This window comes from Clostridioides sp. ES-S-0005-03, from assembly GCF_020658455.1.
GTDB lineage: Bacteria > Bacillota > Clostridia > Peptostreptococcales > Peptostreptococcaceae > Clostridioides.
In genome coordinates this window covers 493,452-513,707 of sequence record NZ_JACVWI010000003.1, presented here as the reverse complement: position 1 = coordinate 513,707, position 20,256 = coordinate 493,452, and the positions used below count along the sequence as shown (strand labels likewise).

The following is a 20,256-nucleotide window of genomic DNA, read 5'->3' as shown; positions in this document are numbered from 1 at the left end:
ATTTTTATGGATATTTCTACAAAATATAAATTTATTTTCCATTTACCCCAAAATAATCGTATTATACTTTTCATACTTTGTCTAATCGTTTTTTTCTATGTACTTTTTTAATAGAATCAAATTTTACTATATCATTGTAAAATTATAAATGTACGAAATTACAACGATTATTAATCTAACACTAATAAGAAAATACTTTTTATTAAAAACAAAGATATTAAAATAAAAAAATACTGTTAAGTAGATATTTACTTAACAGTATCAATATTATTTGTATCTGAATCTATTTTGACTTTATAAATCTTCTTCGGTTTATCTTTGATACACCTACTAGCATAACTGACATGATTATCATTGAAACTCCACCTAAAATTAATTTAGAGTATGTTGTTGTTTTATTCATAGAGTCGCCTCCTTTATTACCAAAACCCCCAGCTTCCTTTGGATTACCTTGACTTCTATCTATATTCATATCTCCATTTTTACCATTCATATCACCCTTATCCATATTTCCCATTCCTGGTGGTGTTTTACCATCCATGCCTTCAGGTGGCTCTGGCATGCCACTCATCTTATCATCAGAATTTTCTGTGTCTTTACTTTCACTTGAACTATTATCATCAGAAGTTTCCTTAGTTGAAGAAGATTCTCCACTTAATTGAGCTTTTATAGTTTTACTCATATTTTCTGCAACTTCTAAAACTCCTGGTATTGACTTTCCACCTTTACCCATAGGCCCTCCTGACTTTTCATTAGTATCATCACCACTTTTATTGGTATTTGTATTATTCTCATTTTCACTATTATCTGTAGTGTTATTTTGAGTATCATTATCCGTATTAGTTTTGGCTTTGCTTAATGTTAATTCAGCATTAACTTCTTTTTCATTACTTTTGTTTTCAAAACTCTTATTTTCATTGTTAGAATCTTTATTATTAGATTCTTTATTATTAGATTCTTTATCACTAAATCCCTTATTATCACTAGAGTCTTCAATTGAAGATGTTATATTTTTTTCAAATTCTTCATAAGTATAAAATGCTGTTGGGTCTTCTTTTACATATGATGCTATCAAGTCATGTAATTTTGTTGTCATATTTTCCAGATAATCTGAATCCAAGTACTTGGTTACTATTTCTTCTAGGTATTCATGATACTTAGCTTTATATGTATCATTTTTTAATAATGCAGATATTAAAGGTCTCTCTTCCAAATTACCTGTTGTAGGTTCATCAATAGCTATAGATTGACTACCTCCACCAAAACCACTAAATCCACCAAATGACATATTAAAGTCCCATGGCAACATAGAAAACACTCCATCTTGTTCATATAAATAGTAATTATGAGCGAAACTACCTTGATAACTATCAAGATTTAATAAAGCTGTACTTATTGCTATATTTTTGAGGACAGAATCTACATCAAGATATTTTTCAATATCCTCACCTGTATCTAAAGATTTTAGTAGTTTTGTAACTTTAGACCAATCAGCAGTTTTCTTGTCACTTTCAACGATTAGATTTGAATAACTATCTGGGTCATCACCCTCATATTGTAATGAGGCTCCTTCATCTGATTTGTATAAGTCTCCAGTTACATCTCCAAAATTATTTTCAAGATAAGATTCCTTTAACCCTTCTACTGCCAAATATAATCCATGATATTCACCATTTATATAAACTTTAGCATATGCAAATTCTGGAGTAGCTAATCCCATCTCCTCACAGACACTATAAGTTAAAAATTCTCTCATATAAGATGGGTCAGAATAACAGTTATTAAGGTTTAATTGAGTAAGACCTTCCATACTTTGACTAGTATTATATTTATCGAAATTAATCTTATAGCTATATCTATCACTATCACTATTTGCTACAGATGTAAGACTTGAATTTCCTTTAGTTCTTATACCAACGTTTCCATATGTGTCTCCATTTACAGTTACTTTTGCAACTTTAAATTCTTCTTTTATAGCATTTTCATTCATGTCTTCCAAGTCACTTTCATCTATTTCTATATTAACTTCCATAACCTTGTCTCTGTCAAAATATTTTTCAATATATACATTGCTATATAAATCAACATTTTTATTACCATATGTACTGTAAACTCCAACTACTGCACATAAAAATATAACCATAATTGAGATAAGAAGGGTAAATTTTTTATCTTTCATAAAAGATTACTCCTCTCTATGCTACATAGTCACCATTATAACTTACAAGAACTGCATTAGTAACTCCATCGACTTGGCTTAAGTCATTTATAAGACTTGTTTCTCCGTCTTTCATTCTTACTTCAAATACCAATTCTATACCTTTTTCTGGTGTAACACTTTTTGATTTTATTTGATATTTAGAAAATACTTTTTTAATTTTGTCAGTTGCAATATCTTCTGAATTCTCATTATTACAATTTACCATCAATATATATGGTGTTTCAGATATTGTTTTGTTTGAAAAGAATATTAGAATCAATCCCATGATTATTGAGCCCATAACAGCTAATGGAATCAAACCTGCACCTAAAACTATACCTGAGCCTAATGACCAAAATAGAAATACCAAATCCATTGGGTCTTTAATTGCTGTTCTAAATCTTACTATAGATAAAGCACCAACCATACCTAGAGATAAAACTACATTTGATGTAACTGCCAATATTACGAAAGTTGTAAGCATTGTAAGTGCTACAAGTGACACATTAAATGGTCGAGAATACATAATACCCATATAGGTTTTTTTGTAAATCATATATATAAACAAACCTACTAAAAATGCTGAACCTAGAGCTAAAGCACTATCTACAAATGAAAAACCTGATACATTTTCTATAAAACTTGATTTAAAAATATCGTTAAACGTCATAACTAAAATCATCCTTCCTATTTTTTAATTTTTTTATTTTATTTGGACGCTCTTTACCTAAAATTTGAATTTAAATCCTATATATACAATCTACTTGATGCATACTTTGAAACTGCTGTAGAAGTAGTTTTATTAATCTGAACCAAATCTTTTATAAAATCTGGTATAAACTCATCATATTTAACTTCTAATACAGTCATATTTTCATCAATAACTGATACTGTTGGCAATTCTTTATTGAATAAATTGACTGAATTTACAGAAGTCTTAATATTGCTATCGATTGTAACTCTTACATTTCCAAGTGGATAGACAAAAGCTTCTCTATCATAATCAACTATACTTTTTGCCTCCAATCTTTCACATTTTATTTTTAAATAAAATTCTCTTAATAAGCAGTTTGTCGATTCTTTTAAAAACTCAATGTCATTTTTTAATATCTTCTCTACTTCTTTTTTAGTTAAACTAGCTGACAGTTTTGATGTCATATTATAATGTTTTATTTTCTTCTCCAATTTTATATAAGAAAGGTCATTATTATAAAATCTTATTCTAAACTTTTCTCTCATTGCAACTCCATTTAACTTATCTAAAAGTGCTTTATCTTCAGGAGTGTCAAAGTATAAACTTCTGATAAGATACTTTCCATCTTTTGATGCATTTCTATCTTTTTTCATTATTGGATAAAGCCTTGATTTTAAAGCTAGGACATCAGCTTCAGTTATTTTGTGTTTCATCTCAAATCTATAGTTTAACTTCTTATCCATTATTATCACCTCTCAATTCATTTAACTATGTTTGATTTATTTTATATTTAGAGTATACTTCACTTGACTTTGTTAAATCTCCGTAAAATAAGTGCATCTTTATGGCATATATGTGGCAAACAAGATTAAGCTGATGAGATTTCTATAAATTTATTAAATTTTATATGGTATTAGATTCTGTATAGTCAATGAATAGTTGTTTTAGAGGTAAAAAAAAGAAGATGTTATTTATAGATAAATTAAATATTTCAAATAAAAAATCAAGTTTCTTATTCAAAATGATATAATCCATAATTCCATCTTCTAAATTTATAATACTAAATAATTAAATTTATATGCTTAATTATGTTAAAATTAGTTTTACTGCACTCCAAACAAGTACTAGTGCCATAATAATATTAATTACTTTATAATGCTTGTTTATATATTTTTGTAAAATACCTCCTGCTAGAGCCCATGTCAAAGTCCCAGATATGCCTACAATACTATTACAAACTGCTGCTGATAATAAATATTCAACTGACTGTGACACAGGTATTACATACCCTGTATATACAGTAATAGCAAATATTATAATTTTTACATTGACAAACTGCAAAATAAATCCAGTCCAAAAGGATTCTTTCTTCACATCACTATCATTGTTTGGTTTGCTCTTAGCTACTTGTATTGCTAACCAAATAATATAAAGTGCTCCTATGTACTTCATAATACCAGTAATCATTGGTATAAACTTTGATAATTCAAGGCATCCAAGAGCACATATAAACATAATACATATAAATCCCATACTAATTCCTATAACCACTGACTTTCCTTTTTTCCATCCATTATTACTAATTGTGTTTAATGCAAGAATATTATTAGGTCCTGGTGTAAAACCTGTAACAAATGCGTATGGTAAAAAAGACAATAAAACTTCACTCAACACTTGTAATCACTCTCCTTTTATATTATAATACTATAAATCAAATAATAAAAAAAATCGAAACATTTAAATCTATACTTCAATTATATTGAATGAAATGAGGATGAGCATGTATTTTAAATACCTACAAACTTTTAAAACCATAATAGAAGAAGGTAGTTTTTCTAAAGCAGCAAATAAACTCAATTACACACAATCAACAATAACATTCCAAGTGCAACAGTTAGAACAAGAGCTATCTACACACTTATTTGAAAAGATAGGAAGAAAAATGGTTCTAACTAAAGCTGGCAAAAATCTAATACCTTATGTGGATGACGTTCTATGTTCTGTTGATAAAATGAAGAATTTTGGTACTGACTTGTCTGAGTTACGTGGTGATTTACATATCGCAATGGGAGAAACTCTTATTTGTTATAAAATACCTCCTATTTTAAAACGTTTTCATGAAATGGCACCAAATGCAAGGCTATTTCTTCGCTCAATGAATTGCTATGATATTAGAAATTCTTTGCTTGCAGGAAGCATTGATTTAGGAATATTTTATAAAGATATTGGAGGCTTGGGAAATTCTATTTCTACCTATACTGTTGGAGAATCACCTTTGACACTAGTTGCATCTCCAAAAGTAAAAAAACAATTCCCTGATTTTATTACTCCAAACCAAGAATTAGATATACCTTTCATAATAGATGAGCCAGCATGTATTTTTAGACAAATGTTTGAATCATATTTAAATGAAAAAAATATTACTCTAGACCATACGATTGAACTCTGGAGTATACCTACTATTAAAAATTTAGTAAAAAATGATATGGGAGTGTCATACCTTCCTACGTTTGCAGTAGAAGATGATTTGAAGACAGGAGAACTATGTGCAATAGATACAGAGTTAGATGATAGAAGCATTGTAGCAGTATGTGGCCATCATAAAAATAAGTGGATTAGTCCCCTTATGCAATTATTTATTGATTTAGTTGTTTCAAATGAAAAATAGATAGACTTATTTAAAATAAGTCTATCTATTTCTTATCATATTAATTATTTTAATTACACAACTTCTTCGTCATATTCACTTGAAAATTGGCTATTATAAAGTTCTTCATAAAATCCTTTATTTTCAATAAGTTCTTTGTGATTTCCTTGTTCAATAATAGTACCTTCTTTCATTACTAATATTAAATCCGCATCACGAATAGTGGATAATCTATGTGCAATAACGAAGCTAGTTCTTCCCTTCATTAAGTTATTCATTGCCTTTTGAATCTCAACCTCTGTTCTAGTATCTACGCTAGAGGTTGCCTCATCAAGAATTAACACTGATGGGTCTGAAAGTATTGCCCTGGCAATTGTTAAAAGTTGTTTCTGACCTTGAGATAGATTAGAAGCGTCCTCAGTCAATACGGTATCATAACCTTTAGGTAAAGTTCTTATAAAGTGGTCTACTCTTGCTGATTTTGCTGCATTTACAATCTCATCCATTGTAGCATCTGACTTACTATAAGCAATATTTTCTTTTATACTACCATTAAATAGCCATGTATCTTGTAGAACCATTCCAAACATAGTTCTAAGTTCTCCACGTTTTAAGTCTTTTATATTAACTCCATCAATAGTAATTCTTCCACCTTGTATCTCATAAAACCTCATAAGTAAATTTACAAGAGTTGTCTTCCCAGCTCCTGTAGGTCCAACAATTGCAATCTTATCTCCTGCATTCAATTTAATATTAATGTCTTTCATAAGAATAGAATCATCACTATATCCAAATTTAACATGTTCAAATTCCACTTTACCTTTAGGCATGTTGATAACTTTTGAATCTTCTTTGTCCTTTATTTCTTCAACTTCATCCATAACTTTAAAAACTCTCTCTGCAGATGCAATTGCAGCTTGAAGCATATTTACAATATAAGATATCTCTGTAGTAGGCTCTGATGCTTGATTTACATATTGTATAAACGCCTGTATACTACCAAGAGTCATTGCTCCAGTTGATGCAAATACACCTCCCACAACTGCTATAATAACATACCCAATTTGATTTATAAATCTAATAATTGGAGATATAGCATATGATGAGAATTGAGCTTTTCTACTAGCATTATAAAGATTTTGATTTAATTCTTTGAAGTTTTTTATAGTATCTTTTTCTTTACTAAATGCCTTGACTACTATTTGACCAGTAAACATCTCTTCTATATTGCTATTTAATTCTCCCAATGCTTTTTGATTTTCTGAAAATCTATTTTGTGATTTTCTTGCAATTATAACAGTAATACCTAAGGAAACAAGCAATGTTACAGCTGATACTATTGTAAGTGGTATACTTATGCTTATCATCATTACAATAGAACCAATCACTGTGACCACTGCCGTAATAAGTTGCATTAACCCTTCTTGTAAACTATCTGCTACCTTCTCTAAATCATTTGTGACGATACTAAGTGTTTCCCCTTTTTTGTGGGAATCATAGTACTTAAGAGGAAGCTTATTTAATTTATCACTTAAATCTTTTCTCATGTTAAGAACTAAATTTTGTGCAACCCCTGACATAATATATTGTTGTATATATATGAATACTGCACTAATCAAATATAACCCTAGAAGTATTGATATTATACCTCCCATAGTACTAAAATTCACACTGAACTTTGTACCTGTTTGAACTGCAGTCTTAATCCCATTAAATAATTGGTCAATAGCTTTTCCCATAACCATTGGTGCTAAAACTGTAAGAGCTGAACTTACTAATACTGAAATAAAAATCATTAATAACTTAAATTTTTGTTTCTTCATATATTTCAATAATCTTTTAGTAGTCTTTTTTGCATTTTTAGCTTTTTCTGCTGACATACCATCCTCAAAACTAAGTACATCTACATCTTGTTTTTCTGTTATTTTTTCACTCATATTACACCTCCAAATACACAGATTGATTCTTCACTCTATGCAAGTTCTTCTTTACTAAGCTGTGAATCTGCGATTTGCTTATAAACTTCACAATTTTCAAGTAACTCTTTATGTTTTCCTATACCTACAATTTCTCCATCATTCAAAACTATAATCTGATTAGCATCCATAATTGTACTTATACGCTGTGCTATAATTATGGCTGATGAATCTTTAATTTCATTCTTCAATGCTTTTCTAAGCCTTTTATCTGTATTGAAATCTAATGCAGAAAAGCTATCATCAAAAACATATACTTCTGGTTTTCTAACTAATGCCCTTGCAATAGATATTCTCTGTTTCTGGCCGCCAGATAAGTTATTTCCTCCTTGTGCTACGAACGAATCATACTTATCTTCCATATCAGAAATAAATTCATCAGCTTGGGCTACATTTGCAGCATATTTTACTTCTTCAATACTTGCATCTTCTTTTCCATATCTTATATTTTCTTCTATTGTCCCACTAAATAAAAAGGCTTTTTGTGGTACAAATCCAATCTTGTCTCTAAGCTCTTTTTGAGGCATGTTATTAATATCTTGACCATTTATAGATATTTCTCCAGATTGAATTTCAAAAAAACGTGGTATTATATTTGCAATAGTAGATTTACCAGAACCAGTGCTTCCTATAATTGCAGTTACTTCTCCAGATTTTGCTTCAAATGTTATATTGTTTAAAACAGGTTCCTCCGACTGTGAATATGAAAAAGTTACATTTTTAAATACTAAATGGCCTCTTTCTGAAGTAATATCTTTATATCCATTTCCATCTACAATTTCAGGTTCTATGTCTAAGATTTGGTTTACTCTATCTGCACAAGCTCCTGCTCTAGGTATGTACATAAATACCATTACTCCCATAATTAAATAAAATAATATTAAGATACAATACTCAACCAGTGCCATTATATGACCTATCTCCATATTTCCATTACTTACTCTCATACCACCAAACCAAATTATACTCACTATACCTAAGTTCATTATTAACATTACAACAGGCATAAGTACTGCAAATATTTTATTTATTGAAATTGCTGTTTCAGAATAATCTATTGCAGTTCTATCAAATCTCTTTTTTTCAAAACGACTTCTATCAAAAGCTCTTATAACTCTTACTCCAGTTACTACTTCACGTAATACTCTATTCATATTATCCATCTTTATTTGCATCATTTTAAACAATCTGATAACTTTTTTACCAACCAAAAACGCAGATAACATGAATAGAAACATTACTGTAACAATAATAATTGTCATTACTTTATCTATAGAATATGCTAAGAATAAACCACAAACTGTTATGATTGGTGCTGGTAATACCAACTGAATAAACATAAACAAAGATTGACCTATTAAAGTAATATCACTAGTACTCCTAGTAATCATTGAAGCTGTTCCTATTTTATTAAAATCATTTATTGATAAATCTTGTGATTTTATAAATACTGCTTCTCTAATATCTCTACAAAATCCAGATGAGAGATTTGATGATACTTTGCAAACTAAAACAGCTGATAAAGCTGTTATACCTGCTGCTATCAACATAATTAAACCTGTCTTTACAATATAATCTACATCCCCCTTTACTACACCATTATTTACTATACTTGCTGTAAGTGTTGGTATATATAAAGTTCCAAGAGTTTGTAAAAATGTAAACATCAGCACTGTAACAATTAAAACTCTATATGGTTTTAAAAAACGAATTAATTTTTTCATACAATCACACTCCTTTATAGAATATTATGATAAACTATACTGTAACAGGATAGTCAAGGAGGAATTTTAATTATGAGTCAAATTTCGAAAAATTATTTCACAACTGGAGAATTTGCAAAGATTTGTGGAGTCAATAAAAAGACGCTTTTTCATTATGATGATATAGGTCTTTTCTCTCCAGAGTTAAAGAATGAAAACGGATATAGATACTACTCATACCATCAACTCAGTATTTTTGGTATAATTTCTTCTCTTAAGGAAATTAAAATGCCTTTAAAAGAAATTAAAGCTTATATAGATAAACGAACTCCGAATTTACTAATTGAACTTTTAGAAAAGAAAACTCTTGATATTAACAATGAAATTGAAAAATTGAATAATATTAAGGCTTTAATGGAGTCTACTATTTCATTTACTAAAAAAGCATGTAATATAGATGCAAATACGATTACTTTAGAAGAACATGAGGAAGAGTATTTAGTCAAAACGCCTCTTACTTATAAAGAACCCTTTCTTGGAGATGATGATGAAAACTTTTTATATGAATGTATTAACTTTATGGATAACTATGATTTAGGTGATAATGGTATGATTGGTTCAATCATTAAAGGCGAAGATATAATGAATAGAGATTTTGAGTCATATTCATATTTATTTACAAAAGTTAATAAAGACTATAAGAAATATCCTACATCAATCAAACCAAAAGGGCTTTATGTAACTGCTTATCATAAAGGAAGTTATGAAACTATTAATAAAACTTATGAAAAACTATTAGAATTTTTCAATCAAAATAATTTATATATGGGAGATTTTGTTTATGAAGAATATCTCCTATATGATATAAGTGTAAGAGATTCTAATGAATATCTAACTCAAATATCAGCAGAAGTTAAAATGTAAAAGGAGATACTAAAGAATACAAAAATGAATGTAAAGATTAATAATGAGTATAGCAAATTAAATAAATTTTATAATAGTATTATCTAAAGCATACAGAAGTTTATTTAAAAAGATGTAGGTGATTTTATATAAAATCACCTACATCTTTATTTATATTTAAACTAATTTCTAGAGTTATCTAATAGCCATTTTTCTGCATCTTTATAAAGTCTATCAACCTTCTCTGGTCTATCTATTCCGGGGAGTTCTTGATTTATTTTATATCCATCTGTACTAAGCATATAAGAAAGACTTGCATATGAAGGTCTATAATCCTTTATATCTTCCTTAGAAATTTTGACATCCCCATCCTGATAAACAGGTAAAATTATATCTTTTTCATATATAGCATCCATAGATATTATATACCACATATCGTCTATCTTTTGAGTCTTATACAGAAACTTGACATCTGACTGAAGTTCAACTAAATTTCCATCTATTTCATTTCTAATATGGATAGCTCCCATTGTAATTGATACTGCCTTATCTTTATTTACCCAAACTAATGTATCACAAATTTTATGTGGCGCATAAGATTTCATCTTACTTGACTCTTCTACGAACCCCTCTCCACTACCTTGATACCAAGATATTGAAACAGTAGATTCCTTTGCAAAACATTTTTTCATTTCATCCCATAACGCATTATCTCTACAAAACCTTTCAAATTCTATAAGCTCTTTTACACTATTTTTATCCACTATATCTTCTATAGAATTTTTTCCTGGTCTACTTAATAACATGTTCTCAATCTCCTTTAACATAAACTTCTTTTATTTTTAACAATACTCCATTCATTATCTTACTTTATTACCCTTTATCCATACACCTTTTATATTTCTAGTTGCTGCTATATCTTTAATTGGGTCACCTTCAACCATTACTAAATCAGCTCTTTTTCCCTCTTTTATTACTCCACGGTCATTAAGACCTAATAATTTTGCTGGTAAACTTGTTGCACTCTCAAGTACTTCAATTGTATTAAGACCTGCCTTAACTAATAATTCAAATTCACGATGAAGAGATTCCCCATGTTTCACTATACTAATAGAATTTTCATCATTATTTGCATCAGTTCCAGCTAATATCATCACTCCAGCTTTTTTCAATGTAGCTGTATTTTCTATTGCTGTTTCTAACCTAACATCTTCTCTTCCTGTAGCTTTTTTTATATTTGATACTATACTTTCCATCATAACTATAGTTGGAATTGATATAAGATTTTTCTCTTTTATCCTTTTGGCTACATCATCAGATAATTTACCTATAAAAGGAATATGATTTATTACATCAACATTTGCTTTTTCTGCATATTCATAAGCTATAGTTGTAGGTGCATGAGCAAATACTTTTTTACCATGTTCATGAGATATTTCAACTACTCTTTTTATTGTCTCAAAATCAAAAGCCGTTTTAGATGTTTTAGGGTCTTCTATTATGATTTTTACAAAATCTGCTCCTTGTTTAATTTGTTTCTTAGCAAAATTTTCAGCATCTTCAATAGTGTGTATTTTACTATCTTTAAACCCCATTCCCATAAGATGAGGGTGCGATTCTGGTGCAACAGGTTCATATACACTACGAATATCAGTTAATCCGTCTAAATTTCTTAAAGATTCTACTACATCTTTACTATTAGTTGCCATATCAAGCATAGTAGTTATACCCCAATCAGTTGCGTCCTCCAAGTTTTTTAAACTATCCAAATGTATATGAGAATCAATAAATCCTGGAAGTAAAGTGCATCCTTCTCCATCTATAGTAATATCAGATATTGTTTTTGATGATATCACACCATCTTCTATTACAACACTCCTTTGTTCTGAAAGTTTTTCTCCATCAAATATTTTAACATTCGTAATTTTAGTTATTGCCATACTTCACACTCCCTTTATTTTTATTTATTAAAAATTTAATTCTTATTTAATTAAAAATTTCTTACTTTGATATTTTCTTAATTTATATAACTAATTATATATAAATTAATTTACCTAAACTATGTGTTATAATCTAAACTTTAATGTAAAATATACTATATTGATTGTGCTATAGTACAATCAAATATAATTAGAGGAGGTTTAGCATGAAATTAACAGATTTAATGAAAGATATATCTCAATATATCTCAGTATTAAAGCCATTTCCAAATGAATATATAGACATTACTAGCTTGAATATTTATAAGAATAATCAAACTGAATTTACTACTGGATGTTTATATTTAGGAAATATATCAGATATTACTGTGGATTTGAACAATATAAATTTTTTAGGTATATTTATACAAAATGAAGTTAACATTGATTTAGAAAGATATAATTTAAACTCAGATATTTGTATCATAAAATCAAAAAAAGAAAAATATGACCTTTTTAGTGAATTGTTAAATATTATGAATCAAGAAATACGTCTTAGTTTATGTTCTCAAAGGTTTTTTGATGTGGTTTCTGAGAATAAAGGCATACAATATTTAATTGATATAGCACATGAAGAATTTGGCTATCCCATGATAATTCGTGACTCTACCTTCAAAGTTTTAGCTCATTCTTATGATGTTAGTGATATATTGCAACTTACTGAAGATTCTAATGGAGATAAATATTTAGACGAAGAAACAATAAATTACATAAAATATCAAAATATACATAAAAAAATACATTATAATAAATCTATTAAAGAAGAAAATAAACCAGACAGCTGGCTTGGTACATTAATCTCATCCGTGTGTGTAGAAGAAATTGAAATAGCTCATATAGCTATCTGTGAATGGAAAATTCCATTTAATGAATTTCACTTCAAATTATTAGAATCACTTAATAAAGCTTTATCTCTAGAACTGCAAAAAAATAATCTGTTTAATATAGATAAAAAACTTATTCCTAATTATATACTTTCTGATTTGTTGGAAAAAAAGTATCTAGATGATGATACTATAAGCAGAAGATTTCATTATCTAAATTGGACTAAGTCAAATTCATTAAACATAATGGTAATAGTAAACAAAGATAATAATTACTTTGACAGTAAAGTTCCTTTTATTATGCAGTCTTTAAGTGCATTTATACCATCTAATAATTGTGTAGTATACAAGTCTACTTTAGTTGTTTTTATTAATGATTCTTTAATTCATAATTTAATTGAGCATGAAAATAAAGAATTTATTAATTACTTAAAACTAAATTCACTTTATGCTGGAATAAGCCCAAGATTTTCAAAGCTATCTGATAGTTGGAAGTATTATATTCAAGCCAAAAAAGCTAGTGAAATTGCTCAAAAATATGACATAAACTTTTCTCCATTTGGGAAAAGCATACCATATATCCTCTACGAGCTACTTAGTACCAACTATGATTTATATGACCTCAATCATCCTGCTGTAACCAAACTAATTGAAGAAGATAAAAAAAATGGTTCTAATTTTTTAGAGACCTTAAAGCAATATATCTACTTTAATAATTCACCAAGCAAAGCAGCTGAAGTTTTAAATATCCATAGAAATACTCTGTTTTATAGAATTAATAAAATAAAAGAAATTACAGGTATTACACTAGATTATGCTGATGAAATACTTCAGATTTATATTTCTATAAAAATGATTGAAATTAACTCAAGAAATAAGACCTGTTTCAACACATATACAGGCATGTAAAAATATTTTGACACACTTAAATCACTATTGTAAAAGATATTTGATAGATTTTACCCTCTCAATATGACAAAATAATTATGAAAGGAGCGATAGCTACATGGAAATTGGAAAGAAACTGAAAAATGCTCGTATAAATTCTGGATTGACACAGGAAAAAGTTGCAGAAAAAATTAATGTATCACGACAAACAATTTCAAATTGGGAAAATGAGAAATCTTATCCAGATATTATAAGCGTCATCAAACTAAGTGATTTGTATTCCATTAGCTTAGATGAATTATTGAAAGGAGATAATAAAATGATTGAACATTTAAAAGAAAGTACAAATCTAGTTAATAGTAATAAAAAGTTAATAACTGCAATTATTATCAATATTATATTACTTATTTTATTTGTGCTATTTAATAGCTTTATACCAGACAACTACTACTTTATGGTTAGTGTATTTTGTACAGCAATAATAAGTTCATCAGCATTGTTCTACCAAATTATAAGAAAATTTTAGGAGGTGTACTCATTATGGAAGTGAATAAAACTATGCTTATTTTGATATGTTTTGCTGTAGCTCTTGTGGGTTCAGTTGGTGTTGTATATCAAATTTATCATATGACTGTGATTGATGCAAAAGCTCGTGGATTAAAACATCCTAAATTGTGGGGATTGTTTGCTATGAATGGTAATAATTCGAGTGGTTTAATAATATACTTAATAGGCAGACGAAAATACCCTATTATAGATATGTCTAAAGAAGATTGTAAAGAAATTGAATCTAGAAAAAAATCAGTTGGAGTTGGATTGATTTTTTTGGCTATCAGCGCTATAGGTTTGGTAATATGTATTACATTATTTTGAGTTAAGAAAATGCTAATTGCTTTTGGAGATACAGATACACAAGAGTATATTGATAATCCTAAAAACATGACAATTGTAGATTTTAATACTCTTGTTAATATTGAACCAACTACTTTGAATGTTTTTTATATGCCTATAGGAACAGACCTAGAATTTCGCTCTGATAAAAGTGGAAAATATTTTATTGACACAAACACAAGGAAAGAAATTAGAGAACTAGTTAAACATCCTGCACAAATAGCATTTGAAAAGAATCTAAAATTTTTAAATCAGGAAAATTATCCAGTAGAATTCTTTCAAAACTTGTTTCAGAAAAGCGACAAACTTGAACCCTTCATTGTGGGAGAGACAGATTTTCCAAGTGGAGAAGTCACAGAACTTACAATACCATTTATGAATCCTACATATTTTTAAACTATAAAACTTATTGACAATTTGGTTTTAATAAATAGAATTCTTTTAAAATACATAGTGCTTAATTAGACATGAAAATAAGGCTATGCTTTTTATGGTCATAGCCTTTAACAAATACTTACAAATTCACTACATGAGTCAATTTTTTTAATAATTTAACTATATACTCAAACTATATCTTCTAAATTCACTGTATATATAATTCTTCTTCAAATAAACAGTAAGAATTTTTTCCAGAAGCCTTTACATTATAAAGAGCTCTATCTGCATTTTTAAACAATTCTAAAAATGAATTTCCATTTTGAGGATGTCTTGCAATACCTATACTAACAGAAGCCTCAAAGCTAAAACTTAAATCATTGTAGTTCTCATAAAGTACTCTATTTAATTCTTTAGCTTTTTTATGCAAATTTACTTCTGAATGATAATCTTGCATATATACTACAAATTCATCTCCACCAATTCTTCCAACTAAATCTTCATTACCAAAACTATCTTGTATCTTCTCAGCAAACGTTTTTAATACAAAATCACCAAATGGATGCCCAAAATTATCATTTATTTCCTTAAAATCGTCCAAATCAATAATGAATAATGCATCTTTTTTATTACTTTTATTTGTAGATATAACTTCTTCTACTAATTTTTCAAAGGTGCCTTTATTGTATATATTTGTCAATGAGTCACTTTCTGCTCTAGTTTTCAACTCTTCGTATTTTTTTATATCACTATCTACATCTACAATTACGCCTACAACCTTCAAAAGTTCATTTTCATCATTAAAAATCTTTGTTACTGATGTTCTACACCAAAGGTATTCGCCATTAGATTTTTTTAAACGATAGATTACCTGATTATGTTTGTTATTTTCTTTAATACACTTAAGAAACTCTTCAAATCCACTATAATCTTCCTGATGAACTAATTCTTTATCCATAATCTCTTTTAAAAGATTGTCACATTTACTACTATATCCAAATTTTTCATTCCATGCTTGAGATACAAATGATTTATTTTCTTTAGCATTCCATTCAAAGACAACAGAGTCAGTCTGTTCAACAATAATTTTATAACGTTCATTACTGAGCCTTAATTCTTCCTTATGAATTATTTCTTGCTCAAGTATTTCATACTTCATAGATAATTTAGTTTTATCTATAATAGATTTAAATAGATAAAACACGATAAAATTAATATATAAAATACCAACACTTGATATTAAGTTTAGAAATTTTAAACTTTCAGAACTAAAAAAATTATTTACATCAAAGATAGAAATAGTCAGAAATAAGCTGAACAAAGGTATTGCAAGTAAAATAACCCAATACTTTATTGGCATATCTGAATGTACATCTTTTTTAAATAAACAAACTATCTTGCATATAAATAAAAAAACTATCTTAGATAAAATTGTGGCTGGTACTCTTATAGTATTGTTTTCAAACATTATTTCGAAGCCTTCTTTTATAAATAAAACAAAAATACTTGTTACCACAATTTCTGATAATATAAAGAATACATTTAATAAAACAGTCGCAAACAATCGTGTCTTTGTATTTCCTTCATATAAAAATGATGATGAAAAAATAAGGATGAAAATTAAAGGTGTTGTGATTACAGGATTTAAAGTTATTAAATTACAGACTCCTAAACATATTATAAAACCCAATCTAGCATATCTTACAGCTCTTGTATATCCTTCTTTCTGACCTAAAAAATCTGATAAAAACATATGGACAACAAAAGCTTCAAAGATAACTGTTACTAAATTTGTAATATCAAAAAGCAGTTGTTCTTTCATACATATTTTTTATAAAATAAGAAGCTTACTTAAGCTAAATACACTTCAGATTTTACTTTTCCTTTCTGCATATATATTTAAGCACCTACTTTAATTGTCAACCATTATAATATATGTCAGCTTAATATTGTTCTTTTTTCAACAGTATACAATAGATATATGTAAAAAACAACTTCAAATATTGACATATTTCTTTAATATATATCAATATTATCTTTATAACTTAAATACTATAGTAAACTTAGCTCCTTTTTTACCATTTTCCGCATATATACGTCCACCATGTTTATTTACAATAGATTTAACTATTGATAATCCAATTCCATGATTTCCCCCAACTCCCTTATAAAATCGTTCAAAAATATGAGGTAAATCGTCTTTATTAATCCCAATCCCATCATCTTCAACTACAACAACTATATTTTTTTGATTATATTTACATACTATTTTAATTTCACTCTTAGCATACCTTAAAGCATTTTCTATAAGATTCATAAATGCTTTGGATACATTTTTTTCATCACATTCAAATAGAACCATTTCTTCATCAAACTCATAAATAAATTTTATACCTTTATTTGCCGCTCTTACATTTTGTCTAGAACCACAGTTTGAAAGTACTTCCCTTAAATCACATTCTACAAGGTCATAATCTTTAGTTATGTTATCAATTTTAGAAATATATAACAAATCTTCAACCATATCACTCAACCTATCACTTTCTTCAAGTATTATATCACTTGCATGTTTGCTATCTATTACATTATACTTTATGGCTTCTGCATAACCTTTAATGGACATAAGTGGAGTCCTAAGTTCATGAGAAGCATTTTGAAAAAATATTTTTTGTTCATTATCATACTTATCAAGATATTCAGCACTCTTATTCATAATATTTGAAAGTTCTACTAATTCCTTATCTGAAAAGTCAAAGTAAGTTCTTTTAAAATCTCCTTGACCCATTTTTTTTGCAAAACCACATAACTCTTTTATCGGCTTAGCAATTTTTTCAGATAAAACTACTGCTGTAAATATTGCTAATATCCCCGCAAAGCACATTACAAATATCAATACAATATTTATCTTTTGAACTAGATTTAAAGTCTTTGATATATCTATAAAAAGAATCAAATATTTATCTTGTTCTCCATATATACTAGTAATTTTTACAGTAGAAATATAATAATCTTTACTTCCAGTGGATATACGTGTGTTTTCATCTGAGTTTAAGTCGAATTTTTCATTTTGGATACACTTTTTAATCGATTCCATCTCATCAATATTCTTTAAGAAATCATCCTCTCTTGTTGGAAATATCAAGTTATACTTTGAATCAACCACCATAGCATCAGCATCTGATTGTGTTTCTGCCATCCTAACTTTATCTTGTACATTTCTCATAAAATTAGATAATGCTTTTGGAGGAAGCTTTCCATCATCTTGAGGAGGCTTAATAGGTCTAAAATTGCTATCCATATGTTCTACTATTTCTGTAGATTTTGTTAGTTCTTCATTTGCAGTCGTTTTTATGTACGTATCAAGCAATATATTAAAAGATACTAATATTATCATAAAGACTACAATTATTAAACACAATATGCTCAATAAAATTCTAGTTTTTATGCTTATATTTTTCTTTGAAAATTTTAATTTAAATATGGATTTAATCTTATTTCCTCTCTTTTTATCATTTTTATTTTCCATCTGAATTTTTCTCCTTTAATCTAAACCCAAAACCCCAGACAGTTTCTATCAAAATATTTGTATCTAAAATTTTTTTACGTAGTCTCTTTACCGTATCGTCAGCAGCTCTTGTCTCAACTTCTATATCATATCCCCATATTTTATTTAATAATTCATCTCTAGAAACTGCTCTGTCTCTATTTTCAAACAAATAAGTTAATAAGTTGTATTCATTTGGTGTTAAGTCTATATTGTCACTTTTATTTGTAACGATTTTATTTTTTTTATTTATTGTTATATCACCAAATTTCAATTCCATATCTACAGAATCACCATACTTATTATAAATTTGTTTCTTTTCAAATTCTATCCTTCTAAATATCGACTTTACTCTCATAACTAAAGACATTGGGCTAAATGGCTTTGTAAAATAATCATCACTACCCAAAGTTATCCCTGTAATATAATCTATATCTGTATCTCTTGCAGTAAGCATGATTATTGGAACAGTACTCTTCTCACGAAGTTTCGTACATACATCAAAACCACTTAAACCAGGCATCATTATATCTAGGATTACTAAGTCACACTCTTTTTTATTAAATTGCTCTAAAAGTTCGTCACCTGTTTTAAAATCCATAACATCATGGCCTTCATTTTTTAAGAATGTCTTTACCAAATTTCTTATATTATCTTCGTCATCTGCTATATAAATTAACTTATTCATACACTCACTCCTTAATAAACTCTTAATTTAAATTAAATAGTATAAATACATTGATTAAACAATAAAATCCCAATATGTAATATAAATAATATTTTTTACTATATTTAAATTATATCAGCTTTTTATGGTACATTAGTTTTAAAATTGTTTAGATTTTAAGGCAATTTTAAGGCAAAAACAAATTATTATAGAATTTATCAGACTCAATACAAAATGTTATAAAATAATAATTCAACTTCTAACTATATTTATTCATTTTCTACCAAAACTGATATTTCTCAGACTTTTTATTGAATATTCAAACAATTAATATTATAGTTATATTAAGTAATACAGTTTACTTCAAGCATAAAAAACATTTATTCATATATCATACTTATTCCATTCTCAATTAATTTTATGGATTTCTTAAACTCATTGACAAAATTATATTTCAACAAAATAAAACTAGGTAAAGTATCTCTGAAGGGAGAATTTAAAATGAAAAAAACGCTTAGATATCTTTTATTTTTAATTATTCTATTAAGTATGTATTTTTTAGCTGTTAAATTGAATTTTGACTTCTATCGTAAATTTGGCACTGGTTTTATGCAAGACTTTAAAAAATTTATTTTTATTAATTTAATCTCCTCTGGTGGCATTGGTTTATTTTTAGGAACTGAATTATTTATTAAGGAGTATAAAAAAGTTGGCAATTGGTATATTGATATTCCAAGATTAATCCTTCTCTGTCTTCCATCTTTTTTACTAACATTAATGCCTGTATTAATATTTATGTTTCCAGTTGGCAAAATTCCAATTATAGGTAGTTTTATTATGCTTGACCGAATACCACTTAATATAATAATTTTTAATATATTATTTGGATACTTCTTGATAACGAGTTTTCGTAAAAAATAATAACTAAATAACTTAAATAAAAATAGCTATCTTTAAATAAATTT

General features: G+C 27.7%; 18 protein-coding genes. 7 read left to right on the top strand and 11 right to left on the bottom strand.

Annotation, left to right across the window (positions count from 1 at the left end; translation table 11 throughout):
• Positions 1-283: 283 nt before the first annotated feature.
• The 4 genes from IC218_RS15035 to IC218_RS15020 form a co-directional block, all read right to left on the bottom strand.
• On the bottom strand, positions 284-2,179 hold the full coding sequence (locus IC218_RS15035) for a CotH kinase family protein (protein ID WP_227824784.1): 1,896 nt from the start codon (positions 2,177-2,179) through the stop codon (positions 284-286).
• Positions 2,180-2,195: 16 nt separating this feature from the next.
• On the bottom strand, positions 2,196-2,870 hold the full coding sequence (locus IC218_RS15030; RefSeq protein WP_407812130.1) for a DUF4956 domain-containing protein: 675 nt from the start codon (positions 2,868-2,870) through the stop codon (positions 2,196-2,198).
• Positions 2,871-2,947: 77 nt separating this feature from the next.
• Positions 2,948-3,637 (bottom strand): polyphosphate polymerase domain-containing protein, encoded by a 690-nt coding sequence (locus IC218_RS15025; protein ID WP_227436630.1) that lies wholly within the window; start codon positions 3,635-3,637, stop codon positions 2,948-2,950.
• Positions 3,638-3,980: 343 nt separating this feature from the next.
• On the bottom strand, positions 3,981-4,568 hold the full coding sequence (locus IC218_RS15020; RefSeq protein WP_227436633.1) for a LysE family transporter: 588 nt from the start codon (positions 4,566-4,568) through the stop codon (positions 3,981-3,983).
• Between the two features lie 106 nt (positions 4,569-4,674).
• On the opposite strand from IC218_RS15020, the gene IC218_RS15015 reads away from it, so the two are divergent.
• On the top strand, positions 4,675-5,562 hold the full coding sequence (locus IC218_RS15015) for a LysR family transcriptional regulator (protein ID WP_227436635.1): 888 nt from the start codon (positions 4,675-4,677) through the stop codon (positions 5,560-5,562).
• A 53-nt stretch (positions 5,563-5,615) separates the two neighbouring features.
• Here the strand turns inward: IC218_RS15015 and IC218_RS15010 are convergent, their stop codons facing one another.
• Positions 5,616-7,478, bottom strand: coding sequence for an ABC transporter ATP-binding protein (locus IC218_RS15010; protein WP_227824783.1), 1,863 nt, complete (start codon positions 7,476-7,478; stop codon positions 5,616-5,618).
• A 35-nt stretch (positions 7,479-7,513) separates the two neighbouring features.
• The gene (locus IC218_RS15005; RefSeq protein WP_227824782.1) at positions 7,514-9,241 is read right to left on the bottom strand and encodes an ABC transporter ATP-binding protein; all 1,728 of its coding nucleotides are present in this window, start codon (positions 9,239-9,241) and stop codon (positions 7,514-7,516) included.
• 72 nt (positions 9,242-9,313) lie between these two features.
• Between IC218_RS15005 and IC218_RS15000 the strand changes: the two genes are divergently transcribed.
• Positions 9,314-10,144, top strand: a complete 831-nt coding sequence (locus tag IC218_RS15000; protein WP_227824781.1) for a MerR family transcriptional regulator — start codon at positions 9,314-9,316, stop codon at positions 10,142-10,144.
• A 161-nt stretch (positions 10,145-10,305) separates the two neighbouring features.
• Here IC218_RS15000 and IC218_RS14995 read toward each other — a convergent pair whose 3' ends face one another.
• Positions 10,306-10,929 carry a hypothetical protein gene (locus IC218_RS14995; protein ID WP_227482927.1) on the bottom strand — a complete coding sequence of 208 codons (624 nt, stop codon included), beginning with the start codon at positions 10,927-10,929 and terminating at the stop codon, positions 10,306-10,308.
• Between the two features lie 54 nt (positions 10,930-10,983).
• Positions 10,984-12,063, bottom strand: a complete 1,080-nt coding sequence (locus IC218_RS14990; RefSeq protein ID WP_227824780.1) for an amidohydrolase family protein — start codon at positions 12,061-12,063, stop codon at positions 10,984-10,986.
• Positions 12,064-12,269: 206 nt separating this feature from the next.
• Between IC218_RS14990 and IC218_RS14985 the strand changes: the two genes are divergently transcribed.
• The 4 genes from IC218_RS14985 to IC218_RS14970 all read left to right on the top strand — a co-directional run bounded on the left by IC218_RS14985 (position 12,270) and on the right by IC218_RS14970 (position 15,101).
• Positions 12,270-13,835 carry a PucR family transcriptional regulator gene (locus IC218_RS14985; protein WP_227824779.1) on the top strand — a complete coding sequence of 522 codons (1,566 nt, stop codon included), beginning with the start codon at positions 12,270-12,272 and terminating at the stop codon, positions 13,833-13,835.
• A gap of 97 nt (positions 13,836-13,932) precedes the next feature.
• Positions 13,933-14,340: a helix-turn-helix domain-containing protein gene (locus IC218_RS14980; RefSeq protein WP_227436649.1), complete on the top strand. Its 408-nt coding sequence runs from the start codon at positions 13,933-13,935 to the stop codon at positions 14,338-14,340.
• A 14-nt stretch (positions 14,341-14,354) separates the two neighbouring features.
• A complete protein-coding gene (locus tag IC218_RS14975) occupies positions 14,355-14,687 on the top strand; it encodes a hypothetical protein (protein ID WP_227436650.1) in 333 nt (110 codons plus the stop codon).
• Positions 14,688-14,696: 9 nt separating this feature from the next.
• Positions 14,697-15,101 (top strand): DUF2185 domain-containing protein, encoded by a 405-nt coding sequence (locus IC218_RS14970; protein ID WP_227824778.1) that lies wholly within the window; start codon positions 14,697-14,699, stop codon positions 15,099-15,101.
• A gap of 187 nt (positions 15,102-15,288) precedes the next feature.
• Here the strand turns inward: IC218_RS14970 and IC218_RS14965 are convergent, their stop codons facing one another.
• From IC218_RS14965 to IC218_RS14955, 3 genes are all read right to left on the bottom strand, one after another.
• A complete protein-coding gene (locus tag IC218_RS14965) occupies positions 15,289-16,902 on the bottom strand; it encodes a sensor domain-containing diguanylate cyclase (protein WP_227482931.1) in 1,614 nt (537 codons plus the stop codon).
• Between the two features lie 216 nt (positions 16,903-17,118).
• Positions 17,119-18,606 (bottom strand): sensor histidine kinase, encoded by a 1,488-nt coding sequence (locus IC218_RS14960; protein ID WP_227482932.1) that lies wholly within the window; start codon positions 18,604-18,606, stop codon positions 17,119-17,121.
• Positions 18,596-19,312, bottom strand: a complete 717-nt coding sequence (locus IC218_RS14955) for a response regulator transcription factor (protein ID WP_227824777.1) — start codon at positions 19,310-19,312, stop codon at positions 18,596-18,598. Before IC218_RS14955 ends, IC218_RS14960 begins: the two co-directional genes overlap by 11 nt.
• Positions 19,313-19,792: 480 nt before the next feature.
• On the opposite strand from IC218_RS14955, the gene IC218_RS14950 reads away from it, so the two are divergent.
• A complete protein-coding gene (locus IC218_RS14950; RefSeq protein ID WP_227824776.1) occupies positions 19,793-20,212 on the top strand; it encodes a hypothetical protein in 420 nt (139 codons plus the stop codon).
• The last annotated feature ends 44 nt before the right edge of the window (positions 20,213-20,256 follow it).